Raw genomic sequence first — 21,528 nt, 5'->3', positions numbered from 1 at the left:
TGCCGCCTTGTGTTGATCCGCGATAATAAACGTCACGCAGAGGGGGTCCAGAGTTGAATTTCCAAAAGACCAGATTGACGCCCGGACTGTACTTTATCGCAACGCCGATCGGCACGGCCCGAGACATCACGCTTCGGGCGCTGGACGTTCTGGCATCGGCGGACGTGATCGCGGCAGAGGATACTCGCAGCGTACGCCGCCTGATGGAAATTCACGGGGTTCCGTTGGACGGGCGGCGGATACTGGCTTATCACGACCACAGTGGAGCGGCAGCACGCGAAAAATTGCTGGAGGCACTGTCCCAAGGTTCATCGGTCGCCTATGCCTCCGAGGCAGGCATGCCCTTGATAGCCGATCCGGGGTACGATCTGGGGCGTCAGGCCACCGAGGCCGGTCACACCGTCACATGCGCGCCCGGTCCGTCTGCGGTGTTGACTGCGCTAACACTCGCAGGGCTGCCGACCGACGCCTTCTTTTTCGCAGGTTTCTTGCCCAATGCATCGGGCGCGCGGCAGGCGCGACTTGAGGCCCTGCGCGATGTTCCCGGAACGCTTGTGTTCTACGAATCTCCCAAACGGATTGCGGCAAGTTTGACGGATATGTCCGAGACGTTGGGCGGCGACCGCCCTGCGGCTGTGTGTCGGGAGTTGACCAAGAAATTCGAGGAGATCCGGCGCGGACCACTGATCGAACTTGCGGACGCTTACAAAGGGGCGTCGGTCAAGGGAGAGATCGTGGTGCTGGTCGACCGGCCGCGTTCACAAAGCATTAGCGAGTTGGACGTAGAAGAGGCATTGAGGACTGCATTAGAAACGCATTCAGTTCGGGACGCGGCGGATCTGGTTGCAAGGATGTACGACCTGCCACGGCGTCCTCTGTACCAAAAGGCGTTGAAACTGGGAAAAGGGTGAAATGCGGAACAAATCGGTGCGTGGGTCGATAGCCTATCACTCCGGGCTGGCCGCCGAAGATCGCATCGCGTCGGACTATCAGAAGCGTGGGTTCACAATTCTGCAACGACGCTGGCGCGGAGCCGGGGGTGAAATAGACCTGATCGCTCGGAACGGCGATGGAATCGTTTTCATCGAAGTCAAAAAAAGCGACAGTTTCGATCGCGCCGCCGAATCCCTGGGTCGTCGGCAGATGGCGCGGATTGCCGCGTCAGCCGAAGAGTTTTTGGCACGCGAACCAGACGGACAGTTGACCAATGCGCGATTCGACGTGGCCCTTGTCGATGTGGCGGGGCGCTTTCAAATTCTCGAAAACGCGTTTGGTTTGATCTGAACGCCATTGCACCCCCCTGCATGCTGCGCCATGTATCTGGCGTGGAAATGAGGGACGCGTCATGAAAATCGCCTTTCAGATGGACCCGATCGGGGCCGTGAACATAAATGCGGACAGTTCGTTCCGTCTGGCTGAAGAGGCACAGGCACGCGGGCATGATCTGTTTTTCTATGGGCCTGACCATCTTGCCTATCAGGAAGGTCGGATCACCGCACGTGGTCATGACATGACGATACAGCGTGTTGCCGGAAATCCGGCGGTGTTGGGACCCGAGCGTGAGGTCGATCTGGGCGACTATGACGTGGTCTGGCTGCGACAGGATCCGCCATTCGACATGCATTACATCACGTCGACGCATTTGTTGGACCGGCTCAAGGGGAAAACGCTGGTGGTGAACGATCCGTTCTGGGTTCGGAACTATCCCGAAAAGCTTCTGGTTCTGGATTTTCCTAACCTGACGCCACCCACAACGATTGCGCGCGACCTGCAGACAATCAAGGCGTTCAAGGCCAAGCATGGCGACATCATCCTGAAACCGCTTTATGGTAACGGCGGTGCAGGCGTGTTCCGGTTGGATGAGAATGACCGCAACCTCTCTTCGCTGCATGAACTGTTCACCGGATTCTCGCGCGAGCCATTGATCGTGCAGAAATTCCTGCCGGATGTCCGCAATGGAGACAAGCGGGTGATTCTGGTCGATGGCGAGGCAGTTGGCGCAATCAACCGTGTTCCTGCCGAAGGCGAGACCCGGTCGAACATGCATGTGGGCGGTCGCCCGGAAAAAATCGGCCTTTCAGAACGTGACCTGGAAATCTGCGCGGCTATCGGGCCTTTGCTGAAAGAAAAGGGCCAGGTTTTCGTAGGAATCGACGTGATCGGCGAATATCTGACCGAGATCAACGTGACCTCTCCCACCGGAATTCAGGAGTTGGAGCGTTTCAACGGCGTCAACATCGCCGAGAAGATCTGGCTGGCGATAGAGGCAAAAATCTAGGCAGTTACCTTGGCGCTGATCCGAAAACTCAGCGCCTCGGCCACATGGGGGCGGCGCACATCCTCTGTGCCTTCCAGATCGGCAATGGTGCGCGCAACACGTAGGATGCGGTGATATGCGCGCGCCGACAGGCCGAAGCGGTCGGCCGCTTTCAACAGCAGTTCCTTGCCTTCGGAATCGGGCGTAGCGATCTGTTCCAGAGTCTTGCCTTCGACATCGGCGTTCTGCCTGATCCGTGGATGGTCGCGAAAGCGCTGGGCCTGCACCTCGCGCGCGGCCGCGACCCGAATGGCCACGGTAGCGGAACTGTCACCCGAAGGCGGCAGATCGAGATCCGTGAACCCGACCGGTGGCACTTCCATCCTCAAATCAAAACGGTCCATCAGTGGGCCGGAGATGCGCCCCAGATAATCGTCGCCGCAATTGGGCGCACGGGCACAGGCCCGACCGGGATCGGTCAGATACCCGCACTTGCATGGGTTCGCGGCGGCCACCAGCATGAAACGGCAGGGATACTTCACGTGCGCATTGGCACGGGCAACCATGACCTCGCCGGTTTCGATTGGCTGGCGCAGGGTCTCCAGAACGGTGCGCGGAAACTCTGGAAACTCATCCATGAACAGAACGCCGTTATGGGCCAGCGAAATCTCGCCCGGTTTCGCCCCTTTGCCACCACCAACGATGGCGGCCATCGAAGCGGTATGGTGCGGTTCCCGAAAGGGGCGGGTCCGGCTGATCCCACCCTCATCCATTAGTCCGCACAACGACTGGATCATCGAGGTTTCCAGCGCCTCGGCGGCGGTCAATGGCGGTAGTATGCCAGGAATGCGTGCGGCAAGCATGGATTTTCCCGAGCCGGGCGTGCCGATCATGATCAGATGGTGCCGCCCGGCGGCGGCGATCTCAAGCGCACGTTTAGCCCGTTCCTGTCCTTTCACGTCGCGCAGGTCGCGGGGACAGGGAGACAAGTCAACCTCTCCCGGTTGGGCCTCGGGCAAGGGTGACTGGCCGGAAAAGTGCCGGACGACCGCGCCCAAGGTATCTGCCCCAATCACCTGCGTGGCCCCAACCCAGGCTGCCTCGGCGCTGGAGGCGCGGGGGCAAAGCAGAATGCGGTCATGTTCGGCGGCAGTCATGGCGGCGGGCAGGGCTCCGACGACCGGCATCAGTGCGCCGTCCAGCGACAACTCACCCAACGCCACCGCGCCCTCGACCGCATCGTGTGGGATGATTTCCAGCGCGGCCAAAAGCGCCATGGCGATTGGCAGGTCGAAATGGCTGCCTTCCTTGGGCAGGTCGGCGGGTGACAGGTTGATCGTCACCCGCTTGGACGGCAACGCAATGGCCATCGAACTAAGCGCGCTGCGCACCCGGTCACGGGCTTCGGAGACCGCTTTGTCCGGCAGCCCGACGATGGAAAACGCGGGCAGACCCGGCGTGACGGCACATTGCACCTCGACCGGGCGGGCCTCGACGCCTTGAAACGCAACGGTGTGGGCGCGGGCGACCATATTTCCCCTGCTCATGGTTAACAGGAGATTGCTAGCGTCATTTGAGTTTAAGAATGGTTAATTCCTACCATGACTGACGACCGACCATGTCCACGAATTTGGGCCAGGCGTGTGGATCGGCGACGGTTTTGTCGCGGCAAAAGCGATTGCAAAAGCCCCATCGCTTCCCTTCCAGCTCAAGGAAATGCGTCACAGGTTTGCCGGAATAAGGGCAAACCGAGTTGATCGGGGGGCCGGTTTCAACGGTGTTGGCCTGCAATTCACCCCCAACGGGCCATGATTCGGTCGGCAGATCCTTGGAATAGGGAAATGGCTCATATCGAACCGTAAGCCCCATCGCGCGCCATTGCCGCAAAGAGATATCCTTGAGCAGTTCGAGGCAATACTCACGATTGCCAGCCGAAACCGGCAGGCCATATCCAATGATGCGCGCGGCTACCGGAGTATAGAATACATCCGCCAACGAATAGTTGCCGAACAAGGGGCCGGAATCGCAGCCAGATACCGAACGGGCATGCGCCCAAAGTGTCTGAACGCGATCCACGTCCGCTAAGGTTCCAGACGACGGCACGAAGCCCTTGAAGCAATGCTTCAGCTGCATTGGGCATTCACTTCGCAGCGTATGAAATCCGGCTGCCATTTCAGCGCAAAGCCACCGGGCCGTGGCGCGCGCAGCCGGATCATCTGGCCAAAGGCCCGCATCCGGATGATTTTCGGCCAGTGTCTCTGCTATGGCCAGGCTTTCCCCTACTATCGTTCCATCCGGCAATCGAAGAGCCGGGACAAGTCGGGCAGGGGCCAGCGGCTGCATATCCGCGGCCATAGTGCCGGAATAAAGGCCAACAATGTGCGAGCGATAGGGGATACCGAATTTCTCAAGCATCAACCATCCGCGAAGGGACCAACTGGAAAACAGCCGGTCACCGATGAAAAGATCATATGTCATGCGTTGACGTTATTCGTGGTTTCAACGATCAGAAAACGATCATTTGTGAGTGGCGTCATCACGGCAGGTGATTGATCCGCCCTACCGACCATCCGGTGTCCAACCTGATAATCTCCGTGACGGACAGGTTGTCGATCCGGTAGCCAAAAGCCTCTTCTGCATTGATCTCCAATGCGCGCTGCACCTGACTGAGTATGACGCCAAAATGGGCCACGATGATCAGATCGCGCGCCCGATGGGTTGAAATCAACGCATCGATGGCATTGTCCACCCGTGCACGTACCTCGTTCCAGCTTTCTCCCTGCGGAGGGCGAACATCGCCCGGAAAGTCCCAATACGCGCGGGCCAGATGGGGATCCTCGGCTTCGATCTCGGTATATGATCGCAACTCCCAGGTACCGAAATTGATCTCCCGAAGACCGGCATGATGCGGTAGCCGTCGTCGTGGGCCCTGAATGGCGCTCGCGGTATCAGCAGCGCGGGATAAGTCGGAGGAAATCACCAGGGCGTCTTGGGGAAGATGCGCAGACAGACGCGCAATTGCCACGTCGTCACTCAAGTCGGCGGGAAGGTCGGACCAGCCGACCATTGTTTTGGCGTGGGTCGGGCCGTGGCGAACGAGGTGCAACCGGGTCACGGCAATCGCCCTTTCAAGACCATAGGTAATCCTGCGGTGACCTGAACCACCAGATCGGCCTGCGCGGCCAAGGCGATGTTGAGCCGCCCTTGCGCCTCCCGGAACCGCCGCGCCAGCGCGTTGTCGGGCACGATGCCTTGACCGACTTCATTGCTGACGATGACTACCTGTGCAGCACAGTTTCGCAAAGCGACCTGAAGGTTCGCCGTTGCCTGTTCCAGATCGTTTTCGGCAAGCAGGTGGTTTGTGAGCCACATGGTCGCGCAGTCAATCAGGCAGACCTGATCTGAAGTCAGCTTGGAAAGGTGGGGTTCCAGATCCAAGGGAGATTCGATTGTGGTCCAGCCATCGCCGCGTTGTGCAATATGTTGCTCAATTTTTAGGCGCATCTCTTCATCAAACACTTGTGATGTGGCGAAATAAACGCGAGTTTTCTTAGTCGAAACAACGAGTTGCTCGGAAAATGCTGATTTCCCCGAAGCTGCGCCTCCAAGAATTAAGGTTAAACTGGGATGCACTTTTATTACCTTTCTAGTGATCCACTTGGTTTTGTCCTGCGTATCGACCGTATCAAAGCATGACAAGACCAACCCCGAGCCTGCAAATTGGGAGAGATGCATGGCACTGGACAACCCGCAAGAACTGTCGATTTCCAGACAGGCCATGAAGGCGGAACTTCTGGACGCCGAAACGGAACTGCGTCTGGCTTATGCTTGGCGCGACGAACGGGATGTTGAGGCGCTGCACCGCTTGATCAATGCCTACATGCGGTTGGCCATTTCGATGGCTGCAAAGTTCAAACGTTATGGCGCGCCGATGAATGACCTGATACAGGAGGCCGGGCTTGGTCTGATGAAGGCCGCCGACAAATTCGATCCTGACCGTGGCGTACGCTTTTCCACCTATGCGGTCTGGTGGATCAAAGCCAGCATTCAGGACTATGTCATGCGCAACTGGTCGATGGTGCGTACCGGGTCTACTTCGTCACAAAAATCCCTGTTCTTCAACATGCGGCGGGTTCAGGCGCGGCTGGAACGGGAAGCGGTGAACGATGGTGTTGCGCTGGACAAACACCAGTTGCATCAGTTGATCGCGGCCGAGATCGGCGTTCCCCTTCGCGATGTCGAGATGATGGAGGGGCGGCTGTCGGGTTCGGATTTCTCTCTGAACGCCGTGCAGTCCGCTGAAGACGAGGGGCGCGAGTGGATAGACACGCTGGAAGATGAACGCGAACAGGCGGCGGAAGCGGTTGAAAACAGACACGATACCCGACAATTGCGTGAATGGCTTGTAACTGCGATGCAGGATCTGAACGAGCGCGAGCGGTTCATAGTGCGCGAACGCAAGTTGCGCGAACCGGCGCGCACGCTTGAAAGTCTTGGGCAGGAATTGAACTTGTCCAAAGAGCGCGTGCGACAATTGGAAGCCGCAGCCTTTGCCAAGATGCGCAAGTGCCTTGAAGCGCAATCGCGCGAGGTGCAACACTTCCTCGCATGAGACATATTTCGATTCTGATTGGTGCCTGTGTGGCATTTCTGACCGCTCCGTTTGGGGCGGCTTTGGCGTCTGATTCAATTCCGGCGGACGTGCTGGAACAGATGCAGCAGGCCGACGTTGTTCTACTTGGCGAAACCCACGACAACCGGCACCATCATCTGCGTCAAGCCGAAGCCGTCGCGGCGATCAAACCCAAGGCGGTGGTCTGGGAAATGCTGACCGAAGAAGGCGCGGGGCGGGTCACGGCACAGGCGGTGTCTGACCCTGAGCGGTTGGCGACAACGCTGAAATGGGCTGAACTCGGCTGGCCGCCGCTGTCTATGTACCTCCCCGTGTTCAAGGCTTCGGCGGGGGCGCCGGTCTATGGCGGGCTGGTTCCGCGACAGGCCGCTCAGGCTGCGATGGAAAGTGGCGTGGTGGCGGCCATGGGCGCGGACGCCGCACGATATGGTTTGACGATACCTTTGCCAGCCGTTGAACAAGCGGCCCGTGAAGCCGATCAGCAGGCGGTCCATTGCGATGCGATGCCGCCAGAGATGCTGCCAAACCTTGTTGCAATTCAGCGCCTGCGAGATGCAGTTCTGACGCGGGCGATCTTGAGGGCAATCGAGGAAACCGGAGGTCCGGTTGCCGTCATCACCGGCAACGGGCACGCCCGCAAAGATCAGGGAATTCCCACATTTCTGACCAGGATGGAGCCGGGACTGCGCGTGTTTGCGTTGGGACAATCCGAAGACGGGGTGATAGGCGGCACGTTTGATGCAGTGATCGACAGCCCGGCGGCAAAGCGTGACGACCCTTGCGAGGTTTTCCGGAAAGCGGACTAGGCTTGCACTGATTATCCGCTGGCACATGCCAAGGCTCTTGCCTAATGTCAGGGCCGTCCGGATTGTGAGAGAGGCTGGGAATGCTGGCGTCGAAACGTATCTTGCTGATCATCGGGGGCGGGATTGCTGCCTATAAGTCGCTCGACCTGATCCGGCGTCTTCGTGAGCGAGGTGCGTCAGTGACACCGGTGCTTACAAAGGCCGGTGAAGAATTCGTAACCCCGTTGTCGGTTTCGGCTTTGGCTGGCGAGAAAGTCTATAGCGATTTGTTCGATCTGACGGATGAGGCCGAGATGGGCCATATTCAGCTGTCCCGTTCAGCCGATTTGGTGGTTGTTGCTCCAGTGACTGCAGATTTGATGGCCAAGATGGCGGCGGGTCTGGCGAACGATCTGGCCTCGACCCTTCTGATGGCGACAGACACGCCGGTCTTGTTGGCTCCCGCGATGAACGTGCGTATGTGGGGCCATCCCGCGACACAACGCAACCGATCGCTCCTCGCTGCGGACGGGATCAGTTTCGTCGGTCCGAACGAAGGCGACATGGCCTGCGGCGAATACGGGCCGGGTCGCATGGCGGAGCCGATGGAGATCGTGTCCGCAATCGATCAGGCGCTGGGCAATGGCCCTCTAATGGGCAAGCGGATACTGGTGACGTCCGGGCCGACGCACGAACCGATCGACCCCGTTCGATACATCGCCAACCGATCTTCTGGGGCGCAGGGAACAGCCGTCGCACGGGCGCTGGCGGCTTTGGGGGCCGAGGTGGTTTTCGTGACTGGTCCTGCCGAGGTTCCGCCGCCCGCTGGGGTTCAGGTGATACGGGTTCAGACGGCGCAGGAGATGTCGGAGGCGGTGGACGCAGCCTTGCCAGTTGATGCCGGAGTTTTTGCTGCGGCAGTGGCGGATTGGAGGATGGCAAGCGCCTCGGACCGCAAGTTGAAGAAAAGCCGGGACGGTTTGCCGGTTCTGGACTTTGCCGAGAATCCCGACATCCTCAAACGCGTATCGCAGATGCAGACGGGCAGACCCGGACTGGTTGTGGGATTTGCTGCGGAAACCGATAATGTGATCGAGCACGCAACCGCCAAACGGGCTCGCAAGGGGTGCGACTGGATCGTGGCAAACGATGTCAGCCCCGCAACCGGGATCATGGGGGGAACCGAAAACGCTGTTGTTCTGATCACGGACGCAGGGGCCGAGGAATGGCCACGGATGGGCAAGGACGCGGTTGCGGTACAATTGGCTCAACGGATAGCGGCGGCACTGACCGAGTGAGTTTGCCTTGAGTGACCAATTTGAAGCGAAATAGCGAGGGGCGTGGAAATGGTGGCAATCCGTGTGATCCGGGACGAAGGCGCTGATCCCGATGTGGCGTTGCCGTCATACGAAACAGTGGGCGCCGCGGGTGCCGATGTCCGCGCCAATCTGCCCGACCGGGGCGTCATCACGCTGGAGCCGGGGCAGCGTGCGTTGGTGCCGACGGGTTTGAGGATCGAGATACCCGAAGGTTTCGAGGCGCAGGTGCGGCCACGATCGGGGCTGGCACTCAAGCATGGGATCACCCTGCCCAATACGCCGGGTACTATCGACAGCGATTATCGCGGGCCACTTGGCGTAATCGTTCTGAACGCCGGGCAGGAACGGTTCGAGATCGCCCATGGCGACAGGATCGCGCAACTGGTGGTGGCCCCGGTGCTGCAGGCGCGTTTTGAATTGGCCGAGGTGTTGTCGGATACCACGCGCGGTGCAGGCGGCTTTGGGTCGACGGGGCGCGGCTGATGCTTTTGGTTCTGGTTGTTGCCGCCGCGTTGTGGGGGCTTGGTTTTGCTATGGGGGTGTCACGCACGGCGCGGCTGATCCCGGTTGGCATCCTGTTCACCGGCGTTTTGCTGATACAATTCCTTTTGCCGGACGGCCATGGTTTGCGCGAAGCGACAGGAAAGTCGCCGGCGCTTTGGCTCATTCTGGGTGGGATGGTTGTTCTGGCGCTTGTCTATGCCCGCCTTCTTTCGGTATTGCACAGGAGGGCTGCTGCGAACCCCTCAGAGGAGACACCGGTGCCACAGGGCAAGTTTTCCGACAGTGAGCTGGAGCGCTATGCCCGCCACATTGTTTTGCGCGAACTTGGCGGACCCGGGCAGAAAAAACTGAAACACGCCAAAGTTCTTGTGATTGGTGCCGGGGGGCTGGGCGCACCCGCGTTGCAATACCTTGCGGCTGCCGGGGTGGGAACCATAGGCGTGATCGATGACGATGTGGTCGAGAATGCCAACCTGCAACGCCAGGTGATCCACAGGGACGCCGATATCGGAACGCCCAAGGTGTTTTCCGCACAATCGGCGATGGAGGCGCAAAATCCCAATGTCGTTGTGCGCCCCTATCATCGCCGCCTGACCGAAGAGATCGCGCAGGAGCTGTTTGGCGACTATGATCTTATCCTCGATGGCACCGACAATTTTGACACCCGATATCTGGCCAATCGCACCGCATCGGCGCTGGGCAAGCCTCTGATCTCGGGGGCGCTGGCACAGTGGGAGGGGCAACTCAGCGTATTCCACCCCGCGAAAAACGGTCCTTGCTATCAGTGCATCTTCCCCGCAGCTCCGGCTGCCGGCCTTGCTCCGTCGTGTTCCGAAGCCGGTGTAATCGGGCCGTTACCGGGGGTTGTCGGGTCAATGATGGCGGTGGAAGCAGTCAAACTGATCACCGGGGCAGGTGCCCCCTTGATCGGCGAGATGGTGATCTATGACGCGCTTTACGGCGAATCCCGCAAGATCACGCTTGGCAAGCGCGCCGATTGTCCGGTTTGCGGGTCAAGCGACTGACGGGCGAACCCTTATCCTACCCCAGTGCGCGATCAAGGTCCGCAATCAGATCCTCGGTATCTTCCAATCCCACCGACAGGCGAAAGACTCCGTCGCCAGCATAGGCGCTATAGGCCTCCAATTGCGCGCCCTCAAGACGGAATGATGTCTCCATCAGACCTGCTGTTTCCATCCAGAAAATCAGCGACCGGTGATGGCCCAGAGATACCGCATAATGGATCACTTCCAACCGGTCGATCATCTGTTGTGCCATGCGCCGCCCAGTGGCGGCATCCCCAACCTGGAACGAGATCATGCCTGACATGTTGCGCATCTGTCGTGCGGCCAGTTCCGCCTGCGGGTGCGACGGAAGGCCGGGGTAGATCACTTTGGTCACGCGCGGATCGGTATCCAGCCATTCCGCAACAGCCTGTGCGCCCATTTGGTGCGCCTTCATTCGCAGTGGAAGGGTTGCCGCCCCTCGTGCGATCAGCCATGCGTTGAAGGGCGACAATACACTGCCATGGTGAATGGCTGCCTCGGCGCGCATGCGTCCGATCAGATCGGCAGACCCGGCCACCGCGCCACCGACTGCGTCGCCATGTCCGCCTATATATTTCGTGATCGAGTGCATCACCAGATCGACGCCCAGTCCCGCCGCATCCATGCCCAAGGGCGAAGCAAATGTAGCGTCGCAGCTCAGCAATGCATTTGCTCCCTTGGCGAGTTGCGAAACGGCCGCCAGATCGGTCAGCCGCCCGATCGGATTGACCGGGGTTTCAGTGTGGATCAGTTTCGTGTCTGGACGGATAGCTGCTGCGACGGCTTCCAGATCGGACATGTTCACTGCCGTCACCTCGATTCCCATCCGGGGCAGTGTGTCGCGTGCCAGTTCCGCTACTCCGGCATAAGAGACATCCGAGATGACAATATGGTCCCCTGCCGAGAGGAACGTGAAGAAAATGGCCGATGCGGCGGCCATGCCCGATGCCAGACACAGGCAGGACTCGGTTCCTTGCATGGCGGCAATCTTGGCTTCCAGCATTGCGACAGTGGGGTTGTTCCAGCGGGAATACAGATATCCCCCGGTTCCTTCTTCCAGATCATGAGCCGAGAACCCCGCCACCTGATCGGTCACGAAGGTCGAGCTCATGTGCAGTGCCGGGGCCGAAGCGCCTGTGGCCGCGTCCGGCCTTTCGCCAGCGTGAATGGCAGTAGTCATGGGGCCGCGGTGTCGGTCGGTTCTGGTCATGTCGTATCTCCCGTTTGGATCAACCTGCTTTTGTTGCAGCTGTATCGCAACCGGACATATGACAATGCGTGCTGTTTTGAGTGTCGCACCACTGGACCAATCCGACGCGCGAACCTAGCTTGACCAGCAAAGGAGACATTCATGACCAACCCGATCCTTGCCGACTGGCAGACCCCATTCGAAATCGCCCCCTTTGACGACATCAAAGATGACGATTTCGAACCCGCGCTTGAGCAGGCTCTGGCCGCCCACAAGGCCGAGATCGGAGCAATTGCCTCCGACCCAGAAGCGCCGAGTTTTACCAACACGGTCGAGGCGCTAGAGGCGGCTGGGGATCTTGTCGACAAGGTGCTCGGCGTGTTTTTCACCGTTGCCGGGGCGGACAGCAACCCGAAACGCGAAGAGTTGCAGCGGGCCTTTTCACCCAGGCTGGCTGCGCATTTTTCCGAGATTTCGTCAAACAAGACGTTGTTTCGTCGTGTGGCCGCCGTATGGGATCAGCGGGACGAGTTGAACCTGACCGACGAACAACAGCGGGTTCTGATGCTGACCCATCGCGGCTTTATCCGGGCAGGGGCCGCGTTGGAAGGTGCGGATGACGTTCGGATGAAGGCAATCAAGTCCCGGCTTGCCGAACTTGGTACGGCCTTTACCCAAAACCTTCTGGCGGATGAGCGCGACTGGTTTATGCCGCTTTCCGAAAACGATCTCGAAGGATTGCCGAAATTTGTCGTCAGTGCTGCACGTGAGGCGGGCAAGGAAAAAAACGTGGAAGGACCGGTCGTCACTTTGTCGCGGTCTCTGATCGCGCCCTTCCTGCAGTTCACACCGCGCCGCGATCTGCGCGAGAGGGCTTATCGCGCTTGGGTCGCTCGCGGGGCCAATGGCGGGGAAACCGACAACCGGGCTCTTGCGACCGAGATCCTAAAGCTGCGCGAAGAACGCGCCCGGTTGCTCGGATATGACAACTTCGCGGCCTACAAGCTGGAAACCGAGATGGCCCGCACACCCGAGCGTGTGCGTGACTTGCTGATGCAGGTTTGGGAGCCGGCCAAGGCGCGGGCCGAGGCGGATGCCAAGGTGTTGACCGACATGATGCAGGCCGACGGAATCAATGGAGAGCTAGAGCCGTGGGACTGGCGCTATTACGCGGAAAAGCGGCGCAAGGCCGAACATGATCTGGATGAGGCCGCGCTCAAGCCATATCTGCAACTCGATCGGATGATCGAGGCCGCGTTTGCCTGCGCGAACCGCCTGTTCGGTCTGGAATTTCGCCCGCTGGACGTCCCGCTCTATCATCCCGATTGCCGCGCATGGGAAGTGACGCGGGGCGGGCAACACATCGCGGTGTTCATCGGGGATTATTTCGCGCGGGGCTCGAAACGGTCGGGCGCGTGGTGTAGCGCGATGCGGCAACAGGCGATATTCCCCAAAACGCAAGCGCCTGTGGTCATCAATGTCTGCAACTTCGCCAAAGGCGATCCGGCCCTCTTGTCCTATGACGATGCACGCACGCTGTTTCACGAATTCGGCCATGCCTTGCACCAGATCTTGTCGAATGTGACCTATGAGAGCATTTCGGGAACGTCGGTCGCGCGGGATTTCGTGGAATTGCCCAGCCAGCTTTATGAGCACTGGCTGGAAGTGCCCGAAGTTCTGTCTGAATTCGCGACCCATGCCGAAACCGGTGAACCGATGCCGCCAGAGATGCTGAAAAAGGTCCTGGAAGCCGCGAATTTTGATCAGGGCTTTCAGACGGTCGAATATGTGGCATCTGCGCTTGTCGATCTGGCCTTTCACGACGGCGTGGCCCCAGCCGACCCGATGGCGAAACAAGCCGAGGTTCTGGCGGAACTCGGGATGCCTCATGCAATCGGCATGCGCCACGCCACGCCGCATTTTGCCCATGTCTTTGCAGGGGACGGATACAGCTCGGGGTATTACAGCTACATGTGGTCCGAGGTAATGGATGCGGACGCATTCTCAGCTTTCGAAGAAACGGGCGGCGCATTTGACCCGGAGCAGGCAAAGGCACTGGAAGACAACATTCTGTCGACTGGTGGGTCGAAAGAGGCAGAAGAGTTGTATCTGGCGTTCCGTGGCCGCATGCCGGGTGTCGATGCCCTGCTCAAGGGGCGTGGATTGATCGCTGCCTGAACGCGCAGATTTCGCCTCTGGCGACCGTGTTTTGCACGAAAAGAAAAGGGCGGGAGGTCAGTATCCCGCCTCGCGATCCACCAGATGCAGCAACGGTTCGCCGGATTCGCTGCGACGGATGTTGTCGACGATCACCTGAGCGGCTGTCGCCGGGCGGGTTTCCGAGGCGATATGCGGCGTTACTGTGACTTTGGAATGTGACCAATAGGGATGGTCCTTGGGCAGTGGCTCGGTTCGGAAAACATCAAGTGTGGCATGACCGATTTGGTCCGTGTCCAGCGCTGCCAGCAATGCATTGTCGTCAATCAACGGGCCGCGGCCGGGATTGATGATCCGGGCGCCCTTGGGCATCAGCGCCAGTGTTTCCGCATTCAGGGTGTTTTCCGTCGCGGGCGTGTCCGGCATAAGCAGAACGGCTATCTCGGCGGTCGAAAGCGCCTGATGCAATCCTTCCGTTCCGCTGAAACAACGGATTCCAGGGAACTCCTTGAGTGTACGAGACCAACCGGTGACGTCGAAATTCAAGGCCACCAGCGCTCGTGCCGCGGCCTCGCCCAAGGCGCCAAGGCCAAGAATACAGACGGTACGATCCTGTGCCAGTGGCGGAACCTTCTGCAGCCAGTCCCCGTTCAGGCCATGAATGTGGGCATCCATGCCAAGGTGATACCGTAAGACGTGGCCGACAACCCATTCTGTCATCCCCTGCGTCAAGCCATGATCGACCATCCGCACCAACGGCACCGTCAGGGTTTTGTTTCCCACGATAGTCTCGACACCTGCCCATAAGCTCAGAACCGCCTTGAGGCGTGTCATCGGGGTGAAATCCTGCAAACCTCCATTGGGGGCATACACAACATAGTCGACTTCGGCAGGGTCGAATTGTGTGTTTAGAGTGAAATCCAGCCCGGCATCGCTTAGATTCCGAAGCAGCAGTGGCTCGTAGATTGGCCAAAGGGCAGGGCGGGCGGAGAAAAGCACATTGATTGTCAAAGTCACAGCTTTCGGCGGTTATCGGGGATTGTGGATGTGAGCGCTTTGCACGATGCCAAAGGCTGCCATCAGAACCAACATCGCCGACCCGCCATAGCTGACCATCGGCAGCGGGACGCCAACGACGGGGGCCAGGCCCATCACCATGGACATGTTGACCGCGAAGAACAGAAAGAAGTTGAGAGAGATTCCGAGCGTGACCAGTGACGAGAAACGGTCTTTTGTTTTCAGCGCCGTGGCCAGGCAGAACACCAGTATCAGCGTATAAAGGGACAGAAGCGAAAAGCCGCCCACGAACCCGAATTCTTCGGCCAGAGTGGTGAAGATGAAGTCGGTGTGCTTTTCGGGCAGAAAATTCAGCCGCGACTGGGTACCCTGCATGAAACCGCGCCCGTTCCAGCCGCCTGACCCCAATGCGATCTTGGACTGGGTGATGTGATATCCGGCACCCAAGGGATCGGTCGAGGGGTCCAGAAAGGTGTCGATGCGGCGGAACTGATAGTCCTTGAGCAGTTGCCACTCGGTATCCCGACTTTTGAATACTGTGGAAATCAATCCGACGCCTGCCGCGATGACTGCAACAAAATAGGCCCAGTGGACCCCGGCCAGAAACATCAGGCCGCCCCCCGCCGCAAGCAGCAGGATCGACGTGCCAAGATCGGGTTGTTTGAGAACCAGAGCAGTCGGCAAGAGGATCAGAAGTACCGGCAGAAGTACCCAAAGCGGGCGTGATGTCTTGTGCTCGGGCAGCCAATCGTAATAGGCCGCAAGAACCATAACCAAGGTAATCTTCATCAATTCCGACGGTTGCAGCCGCATGAACCCAAGATCGATCCAGCGCTGTGCGCCCATGCCGACCGTGCCCATGATCTCGACCAGAACCAAAAGTGTGATTGAGACCAGATAAGCCAGAACTGACATGTTGCGCCAGAACCAGATCGGGACCATGGCCACCACGAACATGACCACCAACCCAAGCCCAAAGCGCTCGATTTGGGGTTTGGCCCAGGGGGTGAATGAACCGCCCGCCACCGAGTAAAGCATCAGAAACCCGACACTGGCCACGCTGGCCAACAACAGGGTAAGCGGCCAGTTCAAATACAGAAACTTGCGAAACCCGGTGGGCGTGGATTTGACGGAATGCTCAAGATAGCTCATGCACGATCTTTCTCGTCTGGACGTGCCTTAGGTCGCTGATCGCTTTCGATCCTTGCCTGCTGTTCCTTTATTTGTTCGCGATCAGCGACCGGATAAGCTTCGAGCGGCGGAGTTCCCTCGTACAGCGCTTGTAGCATGATGTCCCGCGCAACCGGGGCAGCGGCCTTAGATCCGCCACCGCCATGTTCGACCACGACCGAAACCGCGTACTTTGGATTGTCGAATGGGGCAAAGCAGACAAAAAGCGCGTGGTCTCGGCGTTCCCAAGGAAGGTCCTCGTTCCGGATCACCCCGGCGGCCCGTTCGGCAGCGGTGATGTTACGTACCTGACTGGTGCCGGTCTTGCCAGCCATGCGATAGGCGTCTTCGATGATGCGGCTGCGATAGGCCGTACCGCGCCGGTCGTTCGAGACGGCAAACATAGCCCGGCGCAACTGAAGAAGGTTGTTCTGGTTGATGTCCAGCGCCTCACCCGCCCCCGAGGGCTGTTCCATCCCGTCAATGGACTTGACGAGTCGGGGCGTGACCGCGCGACCAGTGGCGATGCGCGCGGACATCACCGCCAACTGCAGCGGCGAGGCCAGCATGAAGCCTTGGCCGATCGATGAGTTCGCCGTATCGCCAATCAGCCATTCCTGACCGTGAACGCGGGATTTCCATTCCTGGTTCGGGGCAAGCCCTTCGGCAACGGCGGACATTGGAATGTCGTGCCTGATGCCCAAGCCGAATTTGTTGGCCATCTCCGATATTCGGTCGATACCGACCTTCAGTGCGACGTCATAGTAATAAACGTCGCAGCTTTGCTTTAGCGAGTTGAGCAGGTTCATGTGCCCATGCCCGCCGCGCTTCCAGCAGTGGAAGCGCCGACTGCCGACCTTGTGGAAACCGGGACAATAGACCGTGTCCTCGGAACCGATAATCCTCGCTTCAAGCGCGGCCATCGCCGTGATCATCTTGAAGGTGGAACCGGGCGGATAAGTGCCCTGAACGCTCTTGTTCGCCAGCGGGCGGTATTTGTTCTCTGTCAGCGCCCGGTAGTCCGCAACAGATATTCCGCTGACGAACAGGTTCGGATCAAAGCTCGGAGCCGAAGCGATGGCTCGTAAATCGCCGGTTTCGCAGTCAATGACAACGGCAGCCGCGCTTTCGCCTGCCAACCGTGCCTGTGCGTATTGTTGCAGGTCCGCGTCGATCGAAAGTTGCAGGTCGGCCCCGGCCTGACCTTCGCGCCGGTCAAGTTCGCGCATGATACGGCCCGTTGCGTTAACCTCGACCCGCTTCGCCCCGGCCTTGCCGCGCAGGATGTCTTCTTTCTTGGCCTCCAGGCCCACCTTGCCGATCTGGAAACGCGGGATGCGCAGCACCGGTTCCGGATCGGACATCTGGCTGAGATCATAGTCGCTGACCGGGCCGACATAGCCTACAACATGCGCGAAATCCTCATAGCGGGGATAGGCGCGGGCCAGACCGACCTCGGGCGTTATGCCGGGCAGGGCGGGCGCGTTGATGGCGACCTTCGAGATATCTTCCCACGTCACGTGATCGGCAAGTGTCACTGGCAGGAACGGCGCCGAGCGGCGCATCTCGGCGCGGGCACGTTCCAGTTCTTCCTCGCTGAGCGGGATAAGCTTGGAGAGGTTGGCAATGACCTGTTCGACGTCTCCGGCGTCTTCGCGCACGATGACGATTCGATATGAAGGAGAGTTCTGACCGATAATCTTGCCGTTGCGGTCGAAAATCTCTCCTCGGTTCGGTGGGATCAGGCGAATGTTGATCCGGTTTTCCTCGGCCAGAAGACGGAACTGGTCGGCCTGCTCGACCTGCAAGTGTCTCATCCGCATGGTCAGCCCGCCGATGAATGCCGCTTGCATCCCGCCAAGGACCAGTGCGCGCCGTGAAAATCGGCGGTGGATACGGCCAAGCTCTTTGGGATTGCGTTTCATGCGCGACCTCCCAATGCTTCCGTCTCGGCGGCAGTCAGCCGCCTTATGCCAAGGACCGATTGACTGACCCAGACAACAAGCGGATATGCGGCAATGGTCAGGACAAGTTGCAAGGCAACCAGCCAGATCGAAACCAGTTCGACCGAGGTCAGGCCGAGGATGAGGCGATTACCAAGTGTTATCGCGGTGAGAACAGTGGCCACGGTTATCCATTCGCCGACAATACCTGCATCCCGGGTCGTGGCGGAAATCGTCCTCAGATAAGCACAGGCTCCGACGGTCAGAGCAGACAGCAGGCCTGGCGGGCGCTGCAATAAAAGATCTGCCATAAGCATTACAAAGGCGACGAGTAGTATCGGAACATAGTCAGGACGCCGCAATGTCCAGGCAAAGGTCATGGCGAGCAGCAGATCGGGCGGGGCCCATCTGGAGGGCAAAGTGTTCAACGGCAGCAGATGAAAGAACAAGATGACCAAGGCCACCCCGGCATAGAGCGCACGCATCATCCACGGATAAGAGGGTGACAGCCTATCCATCCGCGGCCTCCTCTGGTTGCAGCGTAGCCGCAGGGCGGTCCGGCGTCACGATGCCACCGGGATCGGAGATCGGCTGGGCCGGATGATAACGCAGCACGCGCAGAAACTCGAGACGCTCGAAATCCGCAGACAGCCTGACCCGCAGGCGACCTCCGGGGTCTTGGGCGACCTGTCCGATCAGCAAACCAGCGGGAAAGACGCCACCATCCCCCGACGAAACTACGCGGTCTCCGGGGCGCACCAGTTCTCGGTTTTCCAGAAAATCGATTGCGGGGGCGGCGGTGTTGTCCCCGGCCACCAAAGCCGTCTGGCCCGATGGCTGGATTGTGGCAGGTATCGAGCTGGCGGCATCCGTCAACAGGATCACCCGCGCGGTATCGGCGCCGACGCCGGATATCCTTCCGACAAGCCCGATCCCGTCCATCGCAGCCCAGCCGTCGACGATGCCATCCCTCGCGCCCACATTCAGCAGAACCGATTGCCGGAAAGGAGAACCGCTGTCTGCCATCACGACGCCTGTGATATAAGTCAGGCGTGGATCGAGGCGTACGTTGTTGAGATCGAGCAGGCGCGCATTTTCCTGTTCCAGCTGCAACGCGGCTTCTTTCCACGCCCGCATCTGCCGCAATTCGCTGCGCAATTCGCGGTTCTGTTCACTCAGCCGCTGATAACTCTGGAAATCCCGGAAAAGGTTGATGGCACCGGTTACCGGCACCATCGCCCACTCCATGGAGGGGACAACCTCGTCTACGACGTGCGCGCGGAACCTTTCGACCCGGGGGCTGTCTATCCGCCAGACCAGAAAGATGCCGAAAAGGCACAGCAACAAGACCCCCAAAAGCAGGCGGCGCAGGGGGGCGGTAAAGTCGTCACGCTGTGATCGGTCCTTTGCCACGGGACTCCCTCGGGTGCATGTCGCGCCGTTGCGTTGACACTTGGGTCAGAGGGTGCGCGCCTCAGCTGTCGTAGTCAATCGCGTGGCGCAGTTGTTTTTCATATTCCAGGGCTTTTCCGGTGCCGAGCGCAACGCAGTTCAGGCTTTCATCCGCGATGGAAACGGCCAACCCGGTCTGTTCGCGCAGCGCCAGATCCAAATCGCCCAACAGGGCACCACCACCGGTCAGCATCACGCCACGGTCAACGATGTCGGCGGCCAGATCCGGCGGGGTGGTTTCCAACGCGGTCATCACAGCCTCGCAGATCTGCTGCACCGGCTCCGACAGCGCTTCTGCCACCTGCGCCTGGCTGATCTCGATCTCTTTCGGAACGCCGTTCAGCAGGTCACGACCCCTGATCTGCATTGATTGGCCACGCCCGTCATCGGGCATGCGCGCGGTACCGATTGTGGTCTTGATCCGCTCGGCGGTGGATTCGCCCACCAAAAGGTTCTGTTGGCGGCGCAGATAGTTGATGATCGCCTCGTCCATCCTGTCGCCACCAACGCGGATCGATCGGGCATAGACGATATCGCCTAGGCTGAGCACGGCCACTTCGGTCGTGCCGCCACCGATATCCACGACCATGTTGCCGGTCGGATCCGTAATCGGCATACCCGCCCCGATGGCCGCTGCAATGGGTTCGGCAATCAGGCCCGCGCGGCGCGCGCCGGCGCTCAGAACGGATTGGCGGATTGCGCGTTTTTCGACAGGGGTGGCACCGTGCGGAACGCAGACGATGACCTTGGGCTTCGAAAAGGTTGAACGCTTGTGCACCTTGCGGATGAAATGCTTGATCATCTCTTCGGCCGTGTCGAAATCCGCGATCACCCCTTCGCGCATCGGGCGGATCGCCTCGATGGAGCCGGGCGTGCGACCAAGCATCAGCTTGGCATCTTCGCCCACGGCAAGCACCTTTTTGACGCCATCCTTGACGTGATAGGCGACCACGGAAGGTTCGCTCAGGATAATGCCGCGGCCCTTGACGTAAACCAGCGTGTTCGCGGTCCCAAGGTCGATAGCCATGTCCGACGAGAACAGGCCGCCCAGATTACCAAAGATCCCCATGTATGTGGTCCTGCTTGCCAAAATTATTCTTGTTCCCACGACTCGACGGGTCGGGGACGGATGACTTATAGGGCGCGAAGCCGCCCGGTAAAAGGGCTGATTCCACTCAAATCAGCGCCTTTTCGCCTCTTTCGGAAGGACTTTAGAAGCAACCATGCTGTCGTATCAACACATTTACCACGCAGGAAATCTGGCGGATGTGCAAAAGCATGCGTTGCTGGCCTCGGCGCTGGAATATCTGACCCGCAAGGACAAACCGCTGAGCTATGTCGAAACCCATGCGGGGCGCGGCCGGTACCAGCTGGACGCGGCTGAGGCCAAACGCACGGGCGAGGCAGCGGCGGGGATCGAACGCGCCCGGCGCGAGGCATGGTTTGATGCGGACCACCCCCTGACACGGGCGCTTGAAATGGTGCAGTCGCGATATGGCGAGACGACCTATCCAGGATCTCCGCTGATCGCGGCAAGCCTGTTGCGGTCGCAAGATAGTTTGCATTTTGCAGAACTGCACCCGCAGGAACACGCCGCTTTGGTTGCAACGATGAAACCCTTCGCCGCCAGGGTTTACAGGCAGGACGGGTTCGAACTGGCGCAATCGTTGCTGCCGCCCTCGCCCCGGCGCGGGATGATGCTGATCGATCCAAGCTATGAGGTAAAGTCCGAGTATGACCGCCTGCCCGGCCTTGTCGCGAAAATGCACCGGGCCTGGAACGTCGGCGTCATCGCGCTGTGGTATCCGATCCTGATTGATGCTCGCCACAAGGCCATGTTGCAGGCACTGGAAGGGCAGAGCCTGCCCAAAACGCTGCGCCACGAAGTGCGGTTTCCGCCTGTGCGCGAGGGGCACAGGATGATCGGCTCGGGCATGTTTTTTGTGAATGCTCCCTTTGGTCTTGAGGATGAAATTGCACGGCTTGACCGGATCTTTGGACGCCTCTGAGGCAACCGCCATCACGGATGTGGCGTCCGGAATGATCCTGCATAGGT

Annotated in this window: 21 protein-coding genes; 10 read left to right on the top strand and 11 right to left on the bottom strand. The window is 59.5% G+C overall.

What is annotated here, in order from left to right; translation table 11 throughout:
• Window positions 1–53 precede the first annotated feature (53 nt).
• The 3 genes from rsmI to gshB all read left to right on the top strand — a co-directional run bounded on the left by rsmI (window position 54) and on the right by gshB (window position 2,278).
• A complete protein-coding gene (rsmI, locus tag AC2FLX_RS10195; protein ID WP_496811379.1) occupies window positions 54–911 on the top strand; it encodes a 16S rRNA (cytidine(1402)-2'-O)-methyltransferase in 858 nt (285 codons plus the stop codon).
• A gap of 1 nt (window position 912) precedes the next feature.
• Window positions 913–1,284, top strand: a complete 372-nt coding sequence (locus AC2FLX_RS10190; RefSeq protein ID WP_496807312.1) for a YraN family protein — start codon at window positions 913–915, stop codon at window positions 1,282–1,284.
• 61 nt (window positions 1,285–1,345) lie between these two features.
• Window positions 1,346–2,278: a glutathione synthase gene (gene gshB, locus AC2FLX_RS10185; RefSeq protein ID WP_480751764.1), complete on the top strand. Its 933-nt coding sequence runs from the start codon at window positions 1,346–1,348 to the stop codon at window positions 2,276–2,278.
• Here gshB and AC2FLX_RS10180 read toward each other — a convergent pair.
• The 4 genes from AC2FLX_RS10180 to cobU form a co-directional block, all read right to left on the bottom strand.
• Window positions 2,275–3,789 (bottom strand): YifB family Mg chelatase-like AAA ATPase, encoded by a 1,515-nt coding sequence (locus AC2FLX_RS10180; protein WP_496811380.1) that lies wholly within the window; start codon window positions 3,787–3,789, stop codon window positions 2,275–2,277. The two genes, gshB and AC2FLX_RS10180, sit on opposite strands and share 4 nt — an antisense overlap.
• Window positions 3,790–3,853: 64 nt before the next feature.
• Window positions 3,854–4,735, bottom strand: a complete 882-nt coding sequence (locus AC2FLX_RS10175; protein WP_496807311.1) for a glutathione S-transferase N-terminal domain-containing protein — start codon at window positions 4,733–4,735, stop codon at window positions 3,854–3,856.
• A gap of 58 nt (window positions 4,736–4,793) precedes the next feature.
• A complete protein-coding gene (locus AC2FLX_RS10170; protein ID WP_496811381.1) occupies window positions 4,794–5,372 on the bottom strand; it encodes a histidine phosphatase family protein in 579 nt (192 codons plus the stop codon).
• Window positions 5,369–5,890 carry a bifunctional adenosylcobinamide kinase/adenosylcobinamide-phosphate guanylyltransferase gene (gene cobU / locus AC2FLX_RS10165; protein ID WP_496811384.1) on the bottom strand — a complete coding sequence of 174 codons (522 nt, stop codon included), beginning with the start codon at window positions 5,888–5,890 and terminating at the stop codon, window positions 5,369–5,371. Before cobU ends, AC2FLX_RS10170 begins: the two co-directional genes overlap by 4 nt.
• Window positions 5,891–5,990: 100 nt before the next feature.
• On the opposite strand from cobU, the gene AC2FLX_RS10160 reads away from it, so the two are divergent.
• The 5 genes from AC2FLX_RS10160 to AC2FLX_RS10140 all read left to right on the top strand — a co-directional run bounded on the left by AC2FLX_RS10160 (window position 5,991) and on the right by AC2FLX_RS10140 (window position 10,523).
• Complete coding sequence (locus tag AC2FLX_RS10160; RefSeq protein ID WP_496747990.1) at window positions 5,991–6,869, top strand: RNA polymerase factor sigma-32; 879 nt, start codon at window positions 5,991–5,993, stop codon at window positions 6,867–6,869.
• Window positions 6,866–7,696 carry a ChaN family lipoprotein gene (locus AC2FLX_RS10155; RefSeq protein ID WP_496811382.1) on the top strand — a complete coding sequence of 277 codons (831 nt, stop codon included), beginning with the start codon at window positions 6,866–6,868 and terminating at the stop codon, window positions 7,694–7,696. Before AC2FLX_RS10160 ends, AC2FLX_RS10155 begins: the two co-directional genes overlap by 4 nt.
• Window positions 7,697–7,776: 80 nt before the next feature.
• A complete protein-coding gene (coaBC, locus tag AC2FLX_RS10150) occupies window positions 7,777–8,973 on the top strand; it encodes a bifunctional phosphopantothenoylcysteine decarboxylase/phosphopantothenate--cysteine ligase CoaBC (protein WP_496875421.1) in 1,197 nt (398 codons plus the stop codon).
• Between the two features lie 48 nt (window positions 8,974–9,021).
• Window positions 9,022–9,477 (top strand): dUTP diphosphatase, encoded by a 456-nt coding sequence (dut, locus tag AC2FLX_RS10145; RefSeq protein ID WP_496810774.1) that lies wholly within the window; start codon window positions 9,022–9,024, stop codon window positions 9,475–9,477.
• Window positions 9,477–10,523, top strand: coding sequence for a HesA/MoeB/ThiF family protein (locus AC2FLX_RS10140; RefSeq protein WP_496810775.1), 1,047 nt, complete (start codon window positions 9,477–9,479; stop codon window positions 10,521–10,523). Before dut ends, AC2FLX_RS10140 begins: the two co-directional genes overlap by 1 nt.
• Window positions 10,524–10,539: 16 nt before the next feature.
• Here the strand turns inward: AC2FLX_RS10140 and AC2FLX_RS10135 are convergent, their stop codons facing one another.
• Window positions 10,540–11,754 carry a trans-sulfuration enzyme family protein gene (locus AC2FLX_RS10135; RefSeq protein WP_496747987.1) on the bottom strand — a complete coding sequence of 405 codons (1,215 nt, stop codon included), beginning with the start codon at window positions 11,752–11,754 and terminating at the stop codon, window positions 10,540–10,542.
• Between the two features lie 141 nt (window positions 11,755–11,895).
• On the opposite strand from AC2FLX_RS10135, the gene AC2FLX_RS10130 reads away from it, so the two are divergent.
• Window positions 11,896–13,911 carry a M3 family metallopeptidase gene (locus tag AC2FLX_RS10130; protein ID WP_496810776.1) on the top strand — a complete coding sequence of 672 codons (2,016 nt, stop codon included), beginning with the start codon at window positions 11,896–11,898 and terminating at the stop codon, window positions 13,909–13,911.
• Between the two features lie 57 nt (window positions 13,912–13,968).
• Here AC2FLX_RS10130 and AC2FLX_RS10125 read toward each other — a convergent pair whose 3' ends face one another.
• The 6 genes from AC2FLX_RS10125 to AC2FLX_RS10100 all read right to left on the bottom strand — a co-directional run bounded on the left by AC2FLX_RS10125 (window position 13,969) and on the right by AC2FLX_RS10100 (window position 20,541).
• A complete protein-coding gene (locus AC2FLX_RS10125) occupies window positions 13,969–14,901 on the bottom strand; it encodes a 2-hydroxyacid dehydrogenase (RefSeq protein ID WP_480751782.1) in 933 nt (310 codons plus the stop codon).
• 18 nt (window positions 14,902–14,919) lie between these two features.
• Window positions 14,920–16,059, bottom strand: a complete 1,140-nt coding sequence (gene rodA, locus AC2FLX_RS10120) for a rod shape-determining protein RodA (protein ID WP_496810777.1) — start codon at window positions 16,057–16,059, stop codon at window positions 14,920–14,922.
• Window positions 16,056–18,002, bottom strand: coding sequence for a penicillin-binding protein 2 (mrdA, locus tag AC2FLX_RS10115; RefSeq protein WP_496810778.1), 1,947 nt, complete (start codon window positions 18,000–18,002; stop codon window positions 16,056–16,058). The genes rodA and mrdA overlap by 4 nt, the downstream gene beginning before the upstream one ends.
• On the bottom strand, window positions 17,999–18,538 hold the full coding sequence (locus tag AC2FLX_RS10110) for a rod shape-determining protein MreD (protein WP_480751786.1): 540 nt from the start codon (window positions 18,536–18,538) through the stop codon (window positions 17,999–18,001). Before AC2FLX_RS10110 ends, mrdA begins: the two co-directional genes overlap by 4 nt.
• A complete protein-coding gene (gene mreC, locus AC2FLX_RS10105) occupies window positions 18,531–19,433 on the bottom strand; it encodes a rod shape-determining protein MreC (RefSeq protein WP_496810779.1) in 903 nt (300 codons plus the stop codon). Before mreC ends, AC2FLX_RS10110 begins: the two co-directional genes overlap by 8 nt.
• A 61-nt stretch (window positions 19,434–19,494) precedes the next feature.
• The gene (locus AC2FLX_RS10100) at window positions 19,495–20,541 is read right to left on the bottom strand and encodes a rod shape-determining protein (RefSeq protein WP_480751789.1); all 1,047 of its coding nucleotides are present in this window, start codon (window positions 20,539–20,541) and stop codon (window positions 19,495–19,497) included.
• Window positions 20,542–20,695: 154 nt separating this feature from the next.
• Between AC2FLX_RS10100 and AC2FLX_RS10095 the strand changes: the two genes are divergently transcribed.
• Window positions 20,696–21,481, top strand: coding sequence for a 23S rRNA (adenine(2030)-N(6))-methyltransferase RlmJ (locus tag AC2FLX_RS10095; protein WP_496810780.1), 786 nt, complete (start codon window positions 20,696–20,698; stop codon window positions 21,479–21,481).
• Window positions 21,482–21,528: the final 47 nt, after the last annotated feature.

The sequence above is a fragment of the Ruegeria sp. YKSF57 genome (genome assembly GCF_059612585.1).
Note: the sequence above shows the minus strand (reverse complement) of the source record. Positions and strands in the feature narration are given on the sequence as shown.

What these genes read in the sequence shown, in the direction of transcription:
- gshB (WP_480751764.1), top strand. Translation starts at nt 1,346, where the DNA reads ATGAAAATCGCCTTTCAGATGGACCCGATCGGGGCCGTGAACATAAAT.
- AC2FLX_RS10175 (WP_496807311.1), bottom strand. Translation starts at nt 4,735, where the DNA reads ATGACATATGATCTTTTCATCGGTGACCGGCTGTTTTCCAGTTGGTCC.
- AC2FLX_RS10190 (WP_496807312.1), top strand. Translation starts at nt 913, where the DNA reads ATGCGGAACAAATCGGTGCGTGGGTCGATAGCCTATCACTCCGGGCTG.
- AC2FLX_RS10160 (WP_496747990.1), top strand. Translation starts at nt 5,991, where the DNA reads ATGGCACTGGACAACCCGCAAGAACTGTCGATTTCCAGACAGGCCATG.
- dut (WP_496810774.1), top strand. Translation starts at nt 9,022, where the DNA reads ATGGTGGCAATCCGTGTGATCCGGGACGAAGGCGCTGATCCCGATGTG.
- AC2FLX_RS10140 (WP_496810775.1), top strand. Translation starts at nt 9,477, where the DNA reads ATGCTTTTGGTTCTGGTTGTTGCCGCCGCGTTGTGGGGGCTTGGTTTT.
- rodA (WP_496810777.1), bottom strand. Translation starts at nt 16,059, where the DNA reads ATGAGCTATCTTGAGCATTCCGTCAAATCCACGCCCACCGGGTTTCGC.
- AC2FLX_RS10180 (WP_496811380.1), bottom strand. Translation starts at nt 3,789, where the DNA reads ATGGTCGCCCGCGCCCACACCGTTGCGTTTCAAGGCGTCGAGGCCCGC.
- AC2FLX_RS10100 (WP_480751789.1), bottom strand. Translation starts at nt 20,541, where the DNA reads ATGGGGATCTTTGGTAATCTGGGCGGCCTGTTCTCGTCGGACATGGCT.
- coaBC (WP_496875421.1), top strand. Translation starts at nt 7,777, where the DNA reads ATGCTGGCGTCGAAACGTATCTTGCTGATCATCGGGGGCGGGATTGCT.
- AC2FLX_RS10135 (WP_496747987.1), bottom strand. Translation starts at nt 11,754, where the DNA reads ATGACCAGAACCGACCGACACCGCGGCCCCATGACTACTGCCATTCAC.
- AC2FLX_RS10095 (WP_496810780.1), top strand. Translation starts at nt 20,696, where the DNA reads ATGCTGTCGTATCAACACATTTACCACGCAGGAAATCTGGCGGATGTG.
- AC2FLX_RS10130 (WP_496810776.1), top strand. Translation starts at nt 11,896, where the DNA reads ATGACCAACCCGATCCTTGCCGACTGGCAGACCCCATTCGAAATCGCC.
- AC2FLX_RS10155 (WP_496811382.1), top strand. Translation starts at nt 6,866, where the DNA reads ATGAGACATATTTCGATTCTGATTGGTGCCTGTGTGGCATTTCTGACC.
- mrdA (WP_496810778.1), bottom strand. Translation starts at nt 18,002, where the DNA reads ATGAAACGCAATCCCAAAGAGCTTGGCCGTATCCACCGCCGATTTTCA.
- AC2FLX_RS10110 (WP_480751786.1), bottom strand. Translation starts at nt 18,538, where the DNA reads ATGGATAGGCTGTCACCCTCTTATCCGTGGATGATGCGTGCGCTCTAT.